This is a genomic window from Entomomonas asaccharolytica (assembly GCF_016653615.1).
GTDB classification, from domain to species: domain Bacteria; phylum Pseudomonadota; class Gammaproteobacteria; order Pseudomonadales; family Pseudomonadaceae; genus Entomomonas; species Entomomonas asaccharolytica.
In genome coordinates, this window is the sequence record NZ_CP067393.1 from 2,961,457 (window position 1) to 2,978,058 (window position 16,602).

Here is a 16,602-nt window from a genome sequence, read left to right on the forward strand (position 1 = left end):
GTCAACAGGGTTATGTTAACTAATTTTTAAAAATTAGCGACGTGGAGCTACAGGTCTATCATCATTAGAGATAGTTACTTCTACGCGACGATTTAAAGCACGATCTGAAGCATTGCTATTGCTCGCTACAGGGAATGCTTTACCATAACCACGTGTAGTAATACGAGCAAATTCAACACCACGGTTTGAAAGTTCACGAGCTACTGCATCTGCACGAGCTTGTGACAATTTTAAATTTAATGCATCACTACCAGTGCTATCAGTAAAACCTTCAACTAACACTTTACGCTCTCTATTTTGTTTTAAATAAACAGCTAATTTATCAAGATTAACGTAAGCTGATGGAGTTACATCTGCTTTACCTACAGCAAAAAGAACATCACCAAAGGTTACTACTTCACCACGTGCAGTTTGCTTAGCAATATCTAATACTTTTGCTTTCACACGTTGGTTTTCTTCTTGTTGGCGTAATGCTACAGTAGCATTCGCTAAATCAACACGACGTTGTAATAAATAAGCAAGTTCACTTACTTTTTCTTGTTTCTCGCCATCACGATAAGCTTTATCTGCTCTATCTAAAGCAGCACTTGCATCATTAGTTTCAGCATTAGCCCATTGGCTTGCTTTAGGATTGTTTTGTAATGCCATGAAATCAGCACGTGCTTTTTCTAAATCTGGATTAGGATTATTTGAACAAGCAGCTAGCGTTAAACCTACTGCTAAAAGAGATGGAATTAATATATGTTTGCGCATAACCAAAGTTTCCTTTGTAAAAATATTAAATAATGTTCATGTATGTAACTGTCAATTAATTAAGTGTTAAAACTTAATTAACATTCGCTGGAGGAATAGCGTTTGTTACAGGTTGAACTGGTGCATCTGTAGGCGTTAAAGCTTTTGGATCAACATATTTCATTTTTTCTACTTGCGCTCTACGCTCTGCTACACGCGCATCCCATTCTGCTCTCTCAGCATATATTTTAGCCGCTTTATAATCTTTATCATCCATAGCAATACGTGCTTTACGGAAATGCTCCTGAGCAGTTTGCATATCAGTTGGAGCGAATTGAGTAGCACCTGCACCTACTGCGTTATTAACTGCTAATCTTGCTACATCCATCTGAGCTGTTGGAGGATTACCAGCGCAACCAACTAACACACCACCAGCTAAAATAACACCACCTAATGCTAGCTTAGATTTTGAAAAGAGAGTCATATTTTAATACTCCATTACACTTTATTCGTTAATTAAGAAATTTTCTAAAACTGAAACTTCAATATAATTTTTTCAGTTATTTATTAGAACTACTAATTAGTCTAATTGTTCAATATTTTCGACAAGTCCATCTGTTTTACTTGAAAATACAATTAACTAAATACTAATTCAAGGCTGTTTAAAACCTCGCAAAATCATGATAAGACATTGATTTTATTGAGCTTTAAAATAAAATAAATCGATATAAAACGTTAATCAATTAGTTTATTACAATATATTTCGTCAATTAAAAACAATCTATATAATCTTTGATAATAGCAAACTCATGCTCGTCTTTTAAGGGTGGTTTTTGGCTATCAGGCTGATAAATAGCAAATAAATGCTTGATTCCATATTGCTTAGCACTACGTAAAACGCTAATGCTGTCATCAATAAACAAACTGCTATGTGGATTAAACGTTACCTGCTCTCCCAAATGCTGCCAAAAATATTGATTTTCTTTTGGAAAATTATAGTCATGGGAACTGATGATATGTTTAAACCAAGGCGCTAAATCAACCTTCTGCATTTTTAGATTTAGCGATTTTGGGTGGGCATTAGTGATTAGAATAACTTGCTTACCCATTTCATTAATTAATTTTAAAAAAAGCTCTGCATGGTTGCGCCATTTAATTAAATGAGCAATTTCTTGCTTAAACTTAAGAATAGGTAAATTTAAAGAGTCAGTCCAATAATCAATACAATACCATTGTAATTTGCCTTGCAATGTAGCATATTGACTTAATAGTGTTTGTTTAGCTTGTTCTACTGTTAAGCCGTAAGTTTGTCCATAACGTTCAGGAAGATATTCTAGCCAAAAATGATTATCAAAATGCAAATCTAGCAAAGTACCATCCATATCTAAAAAAACTGTTTCGATGTCAGACCAAGGTAATAACATAAAATTTTCACAAATACTGATTAGCACGCTATGATAGTAAGGCGTTTTTAACAAAGAGAATACTATGGAAAAAAAACCTGCCATATTAAGCCAACGAATTGTAACATCATCTCGCCTATTTAAGGTGGAAGAATTACAACTGCGCTTTTCTAATGGTGAAGAGCGAATTTATGAACGTCTAGCAGGAGGAATGCGCGCAGGTGCTGTAATGGTTGTGGCAATGCTAGATAAAGAACACTTCATTATGATTGAAGAATATTGCGCTGGTGTTGATGACTACCAACTAACTATTCCCAAAGGACTTATTGAAAAAGATGAAGATGTATTAGCTGCTGCTAATCGTGAATTAAAAGAAGAAGCAGGTTATGGTGCAAAAAAATTAGAATATGTGACCTCTCTTACCCTGTCACCAAGCTATATGGCACAAAGGATACAAGTAGTACTTGCACAAGATTTATATCCAGAAAAATTAGAGGGTGATGAACCAGAACCGATCATTGTAAGTACTGCAAAATTAAATGATCTTTTAGCACTCAGCCAAAAACCTAATTTTACAGAAGGACGCGCTATTGCAGCACTATATATAGTCCGAGACTTACTGATTAGTCGTGGCGAACTTACTGTATGTTAACAGAACTACTACCCTCTATAATTAAACTAGCTCAACAAGCTGGACAAGCCACGCTACACTATTGGCGGAATGCTGTTGCAGTTGAAAAAAAACAAGATAACTCTCCTGTTACAGCAGCGGACTTAGCAGCTAATCAAATATTAATGACAGGGCTAGCTGCATTAACACCTAATATTCCTATTCTTTCCGAAGAAGACTGTGCAATTGACTTAGCTATACGACAAACATGGCCACAATGGTGGCTTATTGATCCGCTTGATGGCACAAAAGAATTTATTGAAGGTAATACTGACTTTACCATTAATATTGCATTAATAGACCAAGGAAAGGTTATTTTTGGAGTAGTGTTTATTCCTGCCACTAACTATTGTTATTTTGGCGGTAAAGATATTGGTGCATGGCAGATTGATGATCAAGGTAAGCAACAAGCTATACAATGTAGGAAAGCTGATAATCAACAGCTATCTATAGTAGCTAGTCGTCGTCATAGTTCAGAAAAGCAACAGTTACTACTTAATAAGCTACAAGAGATAGCCCCTATCTCACTAAAGAATGCTGGCAGCTCATTAAAATTTTGCTTAGTAGCAGAAGGTAAAGCGGATTGCTATCCACGTTTTGCACCTACTTGCCAATGGGATACAGCGGCCGCACAAGGGGTACTAGAAGGCGCTGGAGGCAGTGTATTAACTGAAACAGGACAACCTTTGAGCTATATAGCTAAACAGGATTATTTAAACCCTAACTTTATTGCACTAGGTAATGCACCTCAATGGCAAAGCGCAATTTTTGATATTATCCAACAACTAGCCTAATCCTTATTACTCAGGATTAGGTAGTTTTAAACCAATGGGTAAACTCACTCTCGCCTCTAAGCCACCACCCACACGATTTAGCAACTCAATATGACCACCATGTTGCTCTACAATTCGTTTGACAATGGCTAAGCCTAAACCAGAACCTTTGCCACTACGCGCTTGATTACCTCGCATAAAAGGATTAAATACCGCGAGTATCTCACTTTCAGGAATACCAGGGCCACGATCTAATACACTTAAAACCACATAGGGCGATTTATGTTTATTAGCTAAATAAGTAGTGACTTCTACTTTATCATGAGAATAATTTAAGGCATTGTTCACTAAGTTGATTAATAACCGTTTTAATGAAATACGGCGTGCTTGAATGGGTGGAATGTCTTCCAAAAATACTCTGACTTTTTCTTCATTCTGATTAAAGGGCGCTACTGCCTCAGCAACTAACTCATTTAAATCTAATTCCTCTAAAGCCTCATCCTTACCATCACGAATAAATGCGATAAACTGATCGAGGATTTCATTCATATCCTCAATATCACGAACCATATCCTCAGTAAATTCTTCATCACCATGCATTAGTTCTACTGAAAGACGTAATCGTGTTAAAGGTGTTCTTAAATCATGAGAAACACCCGCTAACATCAAGTCTCGTTCATTATTTGCTTTCTCAACATCTTCTGCCATCTGGTTGAAGGCTTGATACACATCGGTCATTTCACTTAATGTATCATTAATCGGTAAACGAACACTTTTACCTTTACCTAATTGTCTGGCAGCAAATACTAAACGTCTTAAAGGCTGGTTAAGCTGTAATACAAAAATACCTGCAGTAAACATGGATAAAGAAACAATGCCAATAAACCATGCAAGTACTCGCCAAATTTGTTGTCCACGTAAAGGATGGGGATACATAGGTATTTCTAGCCAACCGGGGCCTAGACTGGGTGCACTGACCCATAAAGAAGAAATATATTTGCCGATGATTAAACGTGTACTAGCATCTTCGCCTAGTTCACTTTGTATTTGTCGTTGAAAAATATCTGAATAGGGCCAATGATATTCACCTAGAGGCGCTTCATTATCAGGCTTCCATAAAATACCTGCGGCAATGGCAATATCATCACGGCTATCTTCATCTACTGACCAATAAGCTCTAATCAGCATAGCCGCACCATGGCTATACTGCCTATCCACTAATACATCTTCATTTAAAACTAAATAGCCGAGCGTGAGTGCTTTAGAAAACAGCACGATGATTAAGATAAGCCATAACATACGAGCAAAGAAGCTTTTAGGTAGCCATAGTGCCCTGTATTTTTTCTTATTATTTACCATATAAAGGATAAACTAGCTTTCCCCTCTCTTTGAGAGAGGAAAGCCATTAACTATTTGTCGCCATCAGGCACAAATACATAACCAACACCCCAAACAGTTTGAATATAGCGAGGTTTGGCAGGATCAACTTCAATCATACGACGTAAACGAGAAATTTGTACATCAATAGAACGCTCTAAAGCATCCCATTCTCTACCGCGGGCAAGACTCATTAATTTATCACGTGTTAACGGCTCTCTTGGGTGCTGAACAAGTGCTTTTAACACAGCAAACTCACCTGTAGTTAGCATATGTACTTTATCGCCATGGGAAAGCTCACGGGTTGCCAATGATAATTTATAATCACCAAACGTAACCTCTGCATCTTCAGTATCTGGCGCACCAGGAATTTGCGAAGTTTGACGGCGTAATACAGCCTTAATACGCGCTAATAACTCACGAGGATTAAATGGTTTTGGTAGATAATCATCTGCACCACTTTCAAGTCCTTGAATACGACTTGCTTCATCACCTTTTGCGGTCAACATGATAATAGGTGTTTTATTACCTTGGTTGCGGAGTCGTTGACAAGCACTCATACCATCTTCGCCTGGCATCATTAAATCAAGAACAATTAGATTAAATAGCTCACGGCTTAATAATCTATCCATCTGCTCAGTATCTTCAACTGCTTTGACACGAAAACCTTCCTCAGCTAGGAAGCGCTCAAGAAGTCGACGAAGTCTTGCATCGTCATCAATAATTAAAATTTTCTCGCCTTCTTGTGTTTGGCTTGCTGTCATATGAGCTCCTTGATAGTCAACTTACAACAACATACTTTGTTGTAAATAATATAATTCAAATAATAATAGTTAGCTATAGTATGACTGATTTATTAAAGATAGGCTAAACAGCATTGTTAAAATATTTTTCTAATTTGATTTTAAGGCGATAATATATCCGATAATTATCGCCTTAATTTATCTATTAATCACCTAATGCAGCTAATTGATCTGCTTGGTATTCTGCTCTCAATGGTTCAATAACCGCCTCAACACCACCAGCAATTACATCATCTAACGAATAAAGTGTGAGATTAATACGATGGTCTGTTACTCGTCCCTGTGGGAAATTATAAGTCCGAATTCTTTCAGAACGATCCCCAGAACCAACCAATAATTTACGTGTATCCGCTATTGCTTGTTGTGAAGCTGTTTGTTGTTGATCATTTAACTTAGCATATAACCAAGACATAGCTTTAGCGCGATTTTTATGTTGGGAACGCTCTTCCTGACAGGCTACTACAATACCCGTTGGAATATGCGTAATACGTACCGCAGAATCTGTTTTATTAATATGCTGACCACCTGCACCAGAAGCACGATAAGTATCTACTCGCAAATCAGCAGGATTAATTTCTATTTCTTGTTGTTCATCAGGTTCAGGTAATACAGCTACGGTACAGGCAGAAGTATGTACCCGCCCTTGCGATTCTGTTTCAGGGACACGTTGCACACGGTGTGCACCAGACTCAAATTTTAAGAAGCTATAAACATTATCACCCTCAACCCTTGAGATCACTTCTTTATAGCCACCGTGTTCACCTTCGTTAGCAGACAATATCTCTACTCGCCACCCGCGTTTCTCTGCATAACGAGAATACATGCGAAATAAATCCCCTGCAAAAATAGCCGCTTCGTCACCACCTGTACCAGCACGAATTTCAAGATAAACATTACGGGCATCATTAGGATCTTTAGGCAAGAGCATTTTTTGCAAGTCTTGCTCTAAGGTTTCGATAGTTTCTTGCTGAGTTTTAACCTCTTCTTCCGCCATTTCTTTTAGATCGGGATCAGAGTCTTTCAATAACTCTTTAGCACTCGCCAAATCTTCTTGCGCTTTGCAAAGATCACGGAATGTTTTAATAACAGGTTCTATTTCTGCATATTCTTTTGAATATTCACGAAATTTATTTTGATCGCTAATAATCTCAGCATCGCCTAATAAAGCTGTTAACTCTTCATAGCGATCTTGTAATAATTCTAATTTATTTAGTAAGGAAGGTTTCATTATTTTATCAGCCAATAGTATTTTAAATTCTTTTGTTGCTTAGTTCTACATTACATTAATAAACAACAGCCCTTTAATTTATACCTATGATTTAAAGGTATATTTCTTGTTAAGCTATCTTTGCTAATATAGACCAATACGCATAACTATCCACTGACTAAACATTTAAATTGAACATGTTGGATATTGTAGCATTAAATAAAGTTAGCACTCTAGTTATGATTGTTGTTGAAAGCTAAAAACAAGTATACTAATTGTGTGTTTAGTCTTTATTCAAATAAATAGCTATTTGTTATTCATATGGTTTTAATAATATTAATAGCCCTTTAAATTACTCAATAACTGATTTTGGTTGATTATGAATAAGTTTTTCTTATTATTTTGTGTGTCAGTAACACTGTTAAGTGGTTGTCACTTATTTGAGAACAAACAAGGTAATAATACTGTTCAACCTATAACAGATGTGCCACCAAAAGAAAAACCTATTATAAAACCCTTTACTAAAGATTCTTTATCAGCACTACTTGTTGCAGAATTTGCAGAACGACGGGGACAATTTGATTTAGCATTAGAAAATTATGTGAACCAAGCTCAACAAACTAATGATCCCAAAGTTGCTGAACGTGCCTATCAAATGGCTAGCTATCTCGATAATAGCCAGCAACAGTTAAAAATGGCTTTATTGTGGGTTACTATAGAACCCAATAATATAGATGCAAATAGAGTAGCCGCCATTGAATTAACTAAAAATGAACGTGGACTTGAAGCTACCCCCTATTTTGAAAAAGTATTAGCTAATACAGAACAATTGGATTTTTTAGATCTTACCAATAGCAACCTCACTCAAAAAGCACGCCAAGAAGTGCTTGTAAGCATTGATCAACTTGCTATTAAACATCCTAATAATACACAACTAACTTACACAAAAGCTATTTTGCTTGCTGAAAACGGCGCAGCTGAAGAAGCCTTAACTACTCTACAAAAATTACCTACAGTGCAACAGAAAAAAAATAATGTTGTACTATTAAAAGTATTCCTATTACAAAGCGTTGGCAAACCTGATGAAGCCCTAGCACTATTGGATAAAGAAGTTAAAAATCGTCCTGAAAATAAAAAACTACGTTTAAGTTTTGCCCATCGATTAATTAGTCAAGGCAAACTACCTGAAGCCAAACAACAATTCTTAACATTAAGTAAGCAATATCCTGAAGATGAAGAATTACGTTTTGCTTTAGTATTGATTTGTATGGAAAATCAACAATGGGATGAGGCTATTAGTTATCTACAAACTATGTTAAACAACGGCATCAATTCTGATGCAGTCTATTATTACCTCGCCACCGCCTATAATGAGAAGGGAGATAAAGAGCAAGCGCTAGCCAACTACAAACAGGTCACTGGCGGAGAAAACTATTTAGCGGCTATTGCCAATACAGCTAAAATTCTCTTTGAACACAATCAAATAAGCGAAGCGCAACAACTCTTAGCCACCACCCGCAAGAATCAGCCAGATTTGGTTATACCTCTTTATCTGTTTGAAATAGAAGAATTACAAAAATTAAATAAATTACCACAAGCATGGCAAATTATTAACCAAGCAATACAAGCAGATCCTAAAAACACTAGCTTATTATATAGTCGAGCCTTATTAGCTGAGCAGAGTAATAATTTACCGCGAGCAGAAAAAGATTTGCGTTATATTATTAAACTTGAACCTAATAACGATACAGCAATTAATGCCTTAGGATATATCCTAACAGATAGAACGACACGCTATCAGGAAGCATTAGTACTAATTGAACGCGCATTACAACTTAATCCAGAGAATCCTGCTGCTTTAGATAGCCTAGGCTGGGTTAAATATAAACTAGGCGACCTAGAAGCTGCAAAAAAATACTTACAGCAAGCTTATGGTAGCTACCCTGATCCTGATATTGCAGCTCATTTAGGTGAAGTATTGTGGAAAAAGGGTGAACAGCAACAAGCAAAAGATCTTTGGTCTGAAGCATTAAAGGATAATCCAACCAATAAAACACTCCAAAAAACGATTAAACGATTAACTGGAGCTGAGGAATTATAGATTATGGTATTTTCTTATTTACGTTCAACGCTTATTGTTAGCCTTATGTTGTTAATGACAGGCTGTGGCCTTTTTACTACCAAAGAAAAACCACAGACGATTGGGCAACCTGACGAAAAACTTTGGCAACAGCACCAAATTAAAATTGCTGAATTAACTACTTGGCAAGTAGATGGCAAAGTAGGCATTAAAGCGGGAAAAGAGTCAGGGAGTGCTACATTATTTTGGTTACAACAATTTGATTATTATGATATACGCCTTGCTGGCCCGCTTGGCCGTGGTGCTACTCGTATTGTAGGCAAAAAAGGTGATGTAACCATTGAAATATCTGGACAAGGCCGTTACAACGCCGCCACACCTGAGGAGTTATTACAACAACAACTAGGTTGGAATATTCCCGTATCAAATCTTATTTGGTGGATAAAAGGTTTACCTGCACCTGATACCCCCTATAATCATACGCTAAATACCGATAGCCGTTTACAAGAGCTGAAACAAGCTGGCTGGACAATAGAGTATCGTGACTACCAAAATCATGCAGGTTACTGGTTACCTGAACGTATTATCGCTAACAGCCAAGATATACGTGTTACTTTAGTGACTAAACAATGGACCCTGAGGAAAATGGGTAAAGAGATTGCTAGCATTAACTAATCATAGATTAACCAATGACCAATTTATTTCCAGATGATGCCTCATTAATTTTACCTGCGCCTGCCAAGCTAAATCTATTTTTGCATATTCTTGGCAGACGTGCTGATGGTTATCATAATTTACAAACTATTTTTCAATTTTTGGATTACTCAGATCAGTTAGCATTTAATTGTCGTAAAGATGGCGAGATCAAGCTGCATACTATTTTTGAGAACGTACCCCATAATGACAATTTAATAGTTAAAGCAGCAAACCTTTTAAAGAACTATACAAGCTCTCCCTTAGGCGCTGATATTTGGATTGATAAAAAACTGCCAATGGGCGGTGGAATTGGCGGTGGTAGCTCTAATGCAGCCACCACTTTATTAGCACTTAACCAGCTCTGGCAATTGAATCTTGACTTAATAACACTAGCGAAACTAGCTCTACAACTAGGTGCTGATGTTCCTGTTTTTGTACAGGGTAAAGCTGCTTTTGCAGAAGGGGTAGGCGAACAACTAACACCTATTACGCCACCTGAATTATGGTTTCTTGTAGCTATACCTAAAGTGGCTATCAGTACGGCTACTGTATTTAATGATCCCTTATTACCTAGAAATACTGCTGCTATCACCTATCAACAGGTATTAGCTACTGAAGGGCAAAATGATTGCCAAGCGATTGTGCTTAATCACTACCCTGCTGTACAAGATGCTTTTTTAATAATGAATAAGCTAGCTCCTACCAAACTAACAGGTACTGGTGCTTGTTTATTCGCCTCTTTCACTACTGAGCAACAGGCATTAGCAGCCCAACGACAACTTATTGATAAAATAGATTGTTTTATTGCTCAAGGTATAAATTTTTCTCCACTTCATCAAAAATTAAATCTAAGCTATTGATATTTAAATAGATAATTATTAAGAATAATTAACAATAACTTATTGACAATGATTATCATTTAAATTAATATTTACATTACTTACTATTATGGAGTAATAAATAAGATGTATGTTTGTCTATGCCAAGGTATCACTGATAAAGATATACGTGATGCAGTAAATGATGGCTGCTGTAGCTATAAAGAAGTTAGACAAGCATTAGATATTGCCAATCAATGTGGTAAGTGTGCATGTTTAGCTAAACAGATAGTAAAAGAATCTATTACTGAATCTCAATTAAGTAATCCAATGGTCGCTCACTTCAATCCAGCGGAACTAGTCAACCTTTAATATAAATAGTTGTAATTATCATTCTTGTTCAATCGCCTAAGACTCAGCGCTATTTGACTTTTTTCATTAGCCAACGCACAATAAAAAAAAGTCTTAATGGGAATAAAAAATGAAAGGCGATAAAATTGTTCTTCAATACCTCAATAAAGTACTAGGAAATCAACTGGTTGCTATTAACCAATTTTTCCTACACTCACGCATGTATAACGATTGGGGTTTAGAGGGGTTAGGCCATAAATCTTACCATTACTCTATTAAAGAGATGAAGCAAGCAGACAAAGTTATTGAACGTATTCTATTTTTAGAGGGTATTCCTAATTTACAAGATTTAGGTAAATTGTTAATTGGTGAAAACACTGAAGAAATGATTAATTGTGATCTGAAACAAAAAGAAAAGGCTACTGCTGATCTACGTGAAGCTATCACTTATTGTGAAACTAGCGGTGATTACGTTAGTCGTGATATGCTAAAACGTATTCTAAAAGAAGAAGAAGAGCATATCGACTGGCTAGAAGCACAAGTGGGCTTAATTGAAAAAATGACTATTCAAAACTATCTACAAAATGGTATTGAAAAAGAAGATTAAAAAATAACAAGGCTAACCTACCATTAGATGTGTTAGCCTTTTATTTCGCCTAACAAAATTAACCACACTAATAATAACAAAAATCGGAAATTTTTTTACCCTGCTGATTTATATCAGCTAGACAAATAATTGGGATACCTCTTTTTAGTCAATTTTCTTATAGTGACTAATAGTTATACATACATAGTTATATATACAAACAGGAGTCATTATGCTTAAAGTTAGTAAATTAATCATCGCATTAGCCGCAGCAACAGGCTTGGTTACTACACATGCTTTAGCAGAAGTTGCTAAAACTAATCCTGTAACCAGTGCGCAAACAGTCACTGTTACTGCACCTCAACTAATCAAAGGTAATTGGGATAGCTTCAATCGCGATCAACTAAATAAATTGATTGCAACTTATGGCAAAACCAGCCCTACCTATGATACTAATAACCCACCTTATGCTGTTTTTGACTGGGATAACACCTCAGTATTCTTAGATATACAAGAAGCATTATTAGTTTATCAAATTGAAAACCTATATTTTAAAATGACACCTGAGACTTTAAATAAAGTTCTTAGGATGAATGTACCTAGTGATAATTTCACCGCTGAAGATAACAACTTAGCAGGAAAACCAGTTAATATTGATCTTATAGCGCAAGATATTGTGAATAACTATACATGGATCTATAACAACTTTGACCAAATGAAAGGTAAAAAGTCGTTAGCAGACATCAAGAAAACAGATCAATACAAAGAATTCTCTAGTAAACTACGTTACCTCTACACGGCTATCGGTAATTCTTTTGATGCATCTCTTTCTTATCCTTGGGTAACTTACCTATTCACAGGTTTAACAGAACATGATGTAGCCAAATTAACATCTGCAACAGTTGATTGGCAAGCTACTCAGCCAATTGAAGATGTTACTTGGACAAGCCCTGCAATTGCAAGTAAAGCAGGCCAAGTATCTACAGTATGGCACAACGGTTTACGTTTAGTACCAGAAATGCAAGATCTTTATCACAAATTAAGAGAAGCGGGTATTGATGTATGGGTTTGTTCAGCATCATTTATTGACGTAATTAAAGAGATTTCATCTAATCCTAAGTTTGGTTATAACAACCAAGCAAGCAAAGTAATTGCCATGGAATTAGAGCGTGATGCTAACGGCGTTATTCAACCTGAATTCCGCAAAGGCTTTAATCAAACTCAAGGTCCTGGCAAGACTTTAGAAATTAAGCGTTTAATTGCACCTAAGTACAACAATAAAGGACCTATTTTAGTAGCAGGTGATAGTGAAGGCGACCAAAATATGGCGCAAGATTTTGCTGATACTAAAATTGTTATTATTGTTAACCGCTTAAGAAAACCTACCACTGATATTGGTAAGTTCTCTAAAGTAGCAGTAGACACTTATAAAAAACCTGATGCAAAATTCTTATTGCAAGGTCGTAATGAAAACACTGGTTTATTCACAGGCGACCAAAAAACCATTAAGTTAGGCGCTAAAGAAGGCCAAGCTTTACGCTAGTCAACTATACTGGCTTAACCTAACAAGTTAAGCCAGTTTCCAATCTGCACTACTCAGCTAACCACAAACTATAATAAACCTGCCCTGCTTTCTTTTCCCTATATAACTGCCAATTGGTAGGCATTAATAATTGCGACGGCATTGTCTCACTTTCTGTATAAATCCATGCTTTAGTAGCTAGCCAACCATTATCTGCTAATAATTGACAGGCCTGTTGTAGCATATCCTTTCTAAAAGGTGGATCTAAAAATACCACATCAAATTGTTCACTCGCTTGTTTTTGTAAAAACAATAATGCACTTTGATTAATCAATGTCGCGCGTTGACAATTCAATATTTCTAATTGATTTTTTAAATTATTGATAACTTGATGGTTTATATCAAGCATTGTGGCACTAGCCGCACCTCGAGAAAGCGCCTCTAATGATAAAGCGCCACTACCAGTGAAAAGATCTAATACTTGCGCCCCTTCAATATAAGCTGCTAGCCAATTAAATAGGGTTTCTCTAACCCTATCAGGCGTAGGGCGCAAACCTTCAGCCTCAAGAAAATTTACTTTACGGCTGCGCCATTCACCGCCAATAATTCGTAGCTGCCCTTGCTTCACCGCCCCTTTACTCAATGTGGCACTCCCATCACTTGCTTCTGAGTAGCTGTTGGCTCAGGTAATGATTGTTGAGGAACGGTAGGGCCTACTGTTACCACAATAAAATCATCCATCTTCAGATGTTTATTCATTGCTTGTTTAATTTGCTCTGGTGATAACGCTTCTATTTGTTTAATAAAATCCTCTAAATAATTTAAAGGTAAATTATAAAAACCAATAGCACCCAATTGAGAGACTATATTGCTATTACTTGCATTAGATAATGGGAAACTTCCTGATATTTCACGTTTTGCATCCTTTAACTCCTGCTCTGTAGGACCATTAGCTAAGTATTCACGCACAATATCTTTAATAAGCACTAAAGAACCATCAGCCATTTCTGCACGGGTTTGTAAACCAATACTAAAAGGGCCTGCTGCCTGCATAGTAGAAAATCCTGAATAAATCCCATAGGTTAAGCCACGACGCTCCCTCACCTCTTTCATCAACCGAGACGTTAAGCCACTTCCACCAAGAATCTGATTACCTACATATAAAGCAGGATAATCAGGATCATTTCGAGTGACACCTAACTGGCCTAATACTATATGGGTTTGTTGAGAAGAGAACTCAGTATGATAGTTTCCTGCTGTCGCTGATTGAGGCGCTTCCACAGCGGCTAATGCTTGCCCTTTTGGTAAAGAGGAAGAAATCTTTTCTGCCAACTCTTCAGCTTGTTGCTTAGATAAATCACCCACAATAGCAATCACTACATTTTTTGAGTTATAGGTTGCTTGGTAAAACTGCTTAAGATCGGCAATAGTCATTGCTTTAATACTTTCTGGATTACCATCACTACTGTGTGCGTAAGGATGATTACCATACAGCCTATTATAAAATTCTTTTGTAATTAACCTTCCTGGTGTTTTCTTATCAATTTCAAAACTAGTTAAAAGTTGATTCTTAATACGCTCAAAAGAACTTTCAGGAAACGTTGGTTCACTGATTACCTTCGTCAATAAATCTACAGCCACTTGGCTTTTTTTAGGATCAGTCAAACTTCGCAAGGATACAATGGCCATATCTCGATATGAACCATTACCAAAATTAGCCCCAACACCTTCAAAAGTTTTGGCAATCGCTGTTACATCCATGCCTTTAACACCTTCATTTAACATGCCATTTGTTAAAAGTGCCAATCCTGGTTTATCACCATCACGGCTACTTCCTGCTGCAAATGTTAATTGAATATCAAACATAGGTAATTCATGGGCAGCTACAAATAATACTTTACTACCTGCACTAGTCTGCCATTGCTGAATATTTAACTGACGACCAACAGGCGCTGTTTGTCCTAATTCCACTAAAGATTCCAGTTTTGGTTTAATCGCAGTATCAGCCCAACTGTAAGACACACTACCTAAAGAACCTACTAATCCTAATTGGATAGCTATCACTAGTTGTTTCCAATTAGTCATTTTTATTCTCCTCTGGTAACACGTAAGCTGTTGTTAAACGTTCACGGGTAAAATATTTTTTGGCTACATTTTGAATATCCTCTGGTGTAACAGCATTTAACTCATCTAACTCAGTATCAGCTAACTGCCAAGGTAAATCAATCGCTTCCAACATGCCTATAGTCATTGCTTGACTAGAAATAGAGTCCCGAGAATAAACTAATGAGGCAATTAATTGAGCCCTTACTCTTTCTAACTCTTCAGCAGAAGGTTTAGTTGTTTTAAGTTGATCTAACAACTGCCAAATGCCCTTTTCTACCTGTTCAATTGTTTTACCCTTCTGTAGATTAGGTAATGCACTAAACATAAACAAGCTATCACCACGCCTAACAGCCGAATAACCAACACCTGCCCCAGTTACTAACTCTTGTTTAAGCTCTAAGTCTGTTGTTAAGCGCGCACTATTACCACCATCGAGCAAGGCGGCGATTAACTCTAATGTATAAACTTCTCGTTTATTATCCGCCGTAGATAAACTAGGGACATTAAACCCCATAAGTAAAGTTGGCAGTTGTGCTTTAACATGTATAGTTAATTGACGCTCTCCTGGCGTGGCTAACTCTAAAGGCTTTTTAAGGTTGGCATCGGCACCTCTTGGAATTTTAGCAAACCATCGATTTACTTGTTTTTTAGCCTCATCTACCGTTATATCTCCCACTAATATCAATACTGCATTATTAGGTGCATACCAACGGTGATACCAAGCTCTTAAATCTTCTACAGACATGCGATCTAAATCAAACTTCCAACCAATTGGTGGGTTATGGTATCCACTGGCCAGATAAGCTAAACTTCTAAAACGTTCATAGGCTAAAGCATTAGGATTATCATCAGTCCGTAATCTTCGCTCTTCCTTAACTACTTCAAGCTCTTTCGCAAACTCATCAGCAGGAATTTTTAAAGTCGCCATACGATCAGCTTCTAGTTCAAGCGCTACAGGTAAACGGTCTTTTGCTAGTAACTGGTAATACACTGTTACATCATCCGAGGTAAAAGCATTTTCCTGTACCCCCAAATTACTTAATATCTGGGATGCTTCACCAACACCCGCCTTACTACTGCCTTTAAACATCATATGTTCTAATACATGTGATAAACCTGTAGAACCAGGCGCCTCCAAACTTGAACCAACTTTATACCATAACTGTGAAACAACCACTGGTGCACGATGGTCTTCTCTAACAATCACCTTAAGACCATTATCTAAAGTAAATTCATGGGTAGGTTGTGCAGGTGCAGCTAAAGCACTCAAAGAAAAACCTGTAATGCTTAGAAACATTACAATACGACGGACAATCATCAAGTTTACCTATTCTTAGTAGAAAATATAGTATTATTAAATACTAACATTCAATAGCAATATGTTAGGATAATACATTTATTGTTTATAATGTAGCAAAGTCAGTTATTATTTATCATCCCATGCTTTGTTACATAATTTATATATTATATTCATTATT

Annotated in this window: 17 protein-coding genes; 8 read left to right on the top strand and 9 right to left on the bottom strand. The window is 36.6% G+C overall.

Annotation, left to right across the window (positions count from 1 at the left end; translation table 11 throughout):
• Nucleotides 1–33: 33 nt before the first annotated feature.
• From JHT90_RS13775 to yrfG, 3 genes are all read right to left on the bottom strand, one after another.
• Nucleotides 34–753 (bottom strand): OmpA family protein, encoded by a 720-nt coding sequence (locus JHT90_RS13775; RefSeq protein ID WP_201092024.1) that lies wholly within the window; start codon nt 751–753, stop codon nt 34–36.
• A 73-nt stretch (nt 754–826) separates the two neighbouring features.
• The gene (locus tag JHT90_RS13780) at nt 827–1,216 is read right to left on the bottom strand and encodes a DUF4398 domain-containing protein (RefSeq protein WP_201092026.1); all 390 of its coding nucleotides are present in this window, start codon (nt 1,214–1,216) and stop codon (nt 827–829) included.
• A gap of 286 nt (nt 1,217–1,502) precedes the next feature.
• Nucleotides 1,503–2,156 (bottom strand): GMP/IMP nucleotidase, encoded by a 654-nt coding sequence (gene yrfG, locus JHT90_RS13785; RefSeq protein ID WP_201092028.1) that lies wholly within the window; start codon nt 2,154–2,156, stop codon nt 1,503–1,505.
• Between the two features lie 64 nt (nt 2,157–2,220).
• On the opposite strand from yrfG, the gene nudE reads away from it, so the two are divergent.
• Nucleotides 2,221–2,787, top strand: a complete 567-nt coding sequence (gene nudE, locus JHT90_RS13790; protein ID WP_201092030.1) for an ADP compounds hydrolase NudE — start codon at nt 2,221–2,223, stop codon at nt 2,785–2,787.
• On the top strand, nt 2,781–3,599 hold the full coding sequence (gene cysQ, locus JHT90_RS13795; protein WP_201092032.1) for a 3'(2'),5'-bisphosphate nucleotidase CysQ: 819 nt from the start codon (nt 2,781–2,783) through the stop codon (nt 3,597–3,599). Before nudE ends, cysQ begins: the two co-directional genes overlap by 7 nt.
• A gap of 6 nt (nt 3,600–3,605) precedes the next feature.
• Here the strand turns inward: cysQ and JHT90_RS13800 are convergent, their stop codons facing one another.
• The 3 genes from JHT90_RS13800 to prfA form a co-directional block, all read right to left on the bottom strand.
• On the bottom strand, nt 3,606–4,937 hold the full coding sequence (locus tag JHT90_RS13800; protein ID WP_201092034.1) for an ATP-binding protein: 1,332 nt from the start codon (nt 4,935–4,937) through the stop codon (nt 3,606–3,608).
• 50 nt (nt 4,938–4,987) lie between these two features.
• Nucleotides 4,988–5,719: an osmolarity response regulator transcription factor OmpR gene (gene ompR, locus JHT90_RS13805; RefSeq protein ID WP_201092039.1), complete on the bottom strand. Its 732-nt coding sequence runs from the start codon at nt 5,717–5,719 to the stop codon at nt 4,988–4,990.
• A 184-nt stretch (nt 5,720–5,903) separates the two neighbouring features.
• Nucleotides 5,904–6,986, bottom strand: coding sequence for a peptide chain release factor 1 (gene prfA, locus JHT90_RS13810; RefSeq protein ID WP_201092040.1), 1,083 nt, complete (start codon nt 6,984–6,986; stop codon nt 5,904–5,906).
• Nucleotides 6,987–7,344: 358 nt separating this feature from the next.
• Between prfA and JHT90_RS13815 the strand changes: the two genes are divergently transcribed.
• The 6 genes from JHT90_RS13815 (at nt 7,345) to JHT90_RS13840 (ending at nt 13,039) form a co-directional block, all read left to right on the top strand.
• Nucleotides 7,345–9,066 carry a tetratricopeptide repeat protein gene (locus tag JHT90_RS13815; RefSeq protein WP_201092041.1) on the top strand — a complete coding sequence of 574 codons (1,722 nt, stop codon included), beginning with the start codon at nt 7,345–7,347 and terminating at the stop codon, nt 9,064–9,066.
• Between the two features lie 3 nt (nt 9,067–9,069).
• Nucleotides 9,070–9,720, top strand: a complete 651-nt coding sequence (gene lolB / locus JHT90_RS13820; RefSeq protein WP_201092042.1) for a lipoprotein insertase outer membrane protein LolB — start codon at nt 9,070–9,072, stop codon at nt 9,718–9,720.
• A 14-nt stretch (nt 9,721–9,734) separates the two neighbouring features.
• Entirely contained in the window at nt 9,735–10,601 is an 867-nt protein-coding gene (gene ispE / locus JHT90_RS13825) for a 4-(cytidine 5'-diphospho)-2-C-methyl-D-erythritol kinase (protein WP_201092044.1), read from the top strand.
• A gap of 105 nt (nt 10,602–10,706) precedes the next feature.
• On the top strand, nt 10,707–10,931 hold the full coding sequence (locus tag JHT90_RS13830) for a bacterioferritin-associated ferredoxin (RefSeq protein WP_201092045.1): 225 nt from the start codon (nt 10,707–10,709) through the stop codon (nt 10,929–10,931).
• 109 nt (nt 10,932–11,040) lie between these two features.
• On the top strand, nt 11,041–11,517 hold the full coding sequence (gene bfr, locus JHT90_RS13835) for a bacterioferritin (RefSeq protein ID WP_201092047.1): 477 nt from the start codon (nt 11,041–11,043) through the stop codon (nt 11,515–11,517).
• Nucleotides 11,518–11,728: 211 nt separating this feature from the next.
• A complete protein-coding gene (locus tag JHT90_RS13840) occupies nt 11,729–13,039 on the top strand; it encodes a haloacid dehalogenase-like hydrolase (RefSeq protein ID WP_236253970.1) in 1,311 nt (436 codons plus the stop codon).
• Between the two features lie 49 nt (nt 13,040–13,088).
• On the opposite strand, the gene rsmD is transcribed toward JHT90_RS13840, so the two are convergent.
• From rsmD to JHT90_RS13855, 3 genes are read right to left on the bottom strand one after another with little or no spacing between them, the layout of a single operon-like run.
• Nucleotides 13,089–13,661 (bottom strand): 16S rRNA (guanine(966)-N(2))-methyltransferase RsmD, encoded by a 573-nt coding sequence (gene rsmD, locus JHT90_RS13845; RefSeq protein WP_201092052.1) that lies wholly within the window; start codon nt 13,659–13,661, stop codon nt 13,089–13,091.
• Nucleotides 13,658–15,103, bottom strand: coding sequence for a M16 family metallopeptidase (locus JHT90_RS13850; protein ID WP_201092053.1), 1,446 nt, complete (start codon nt 15,101–15,103; stop codon nt 13,658–13,660). Before JHT90_RS13850 ends, rsmD begins: the two co-directional genes overlap by 4 nt.
• On the bottom strand, nt 15,096–16,442 hold the full coding sequence (locus JHT90_RS13855) for a M16 family metallopeptidase (protein ID WP_201092054.1): 1,347 nt from the start codon (nt 16,440–16,442) through the stop codon (nt 15,096–15,098). The genes JHT90_RS13850 and JHT90_RS13855 overlap by 8 nt, the downstream gene beginning before the upstream one ends.
• Nucleotides 16,443–16,602: the final 160 nt, after the last annotated feature.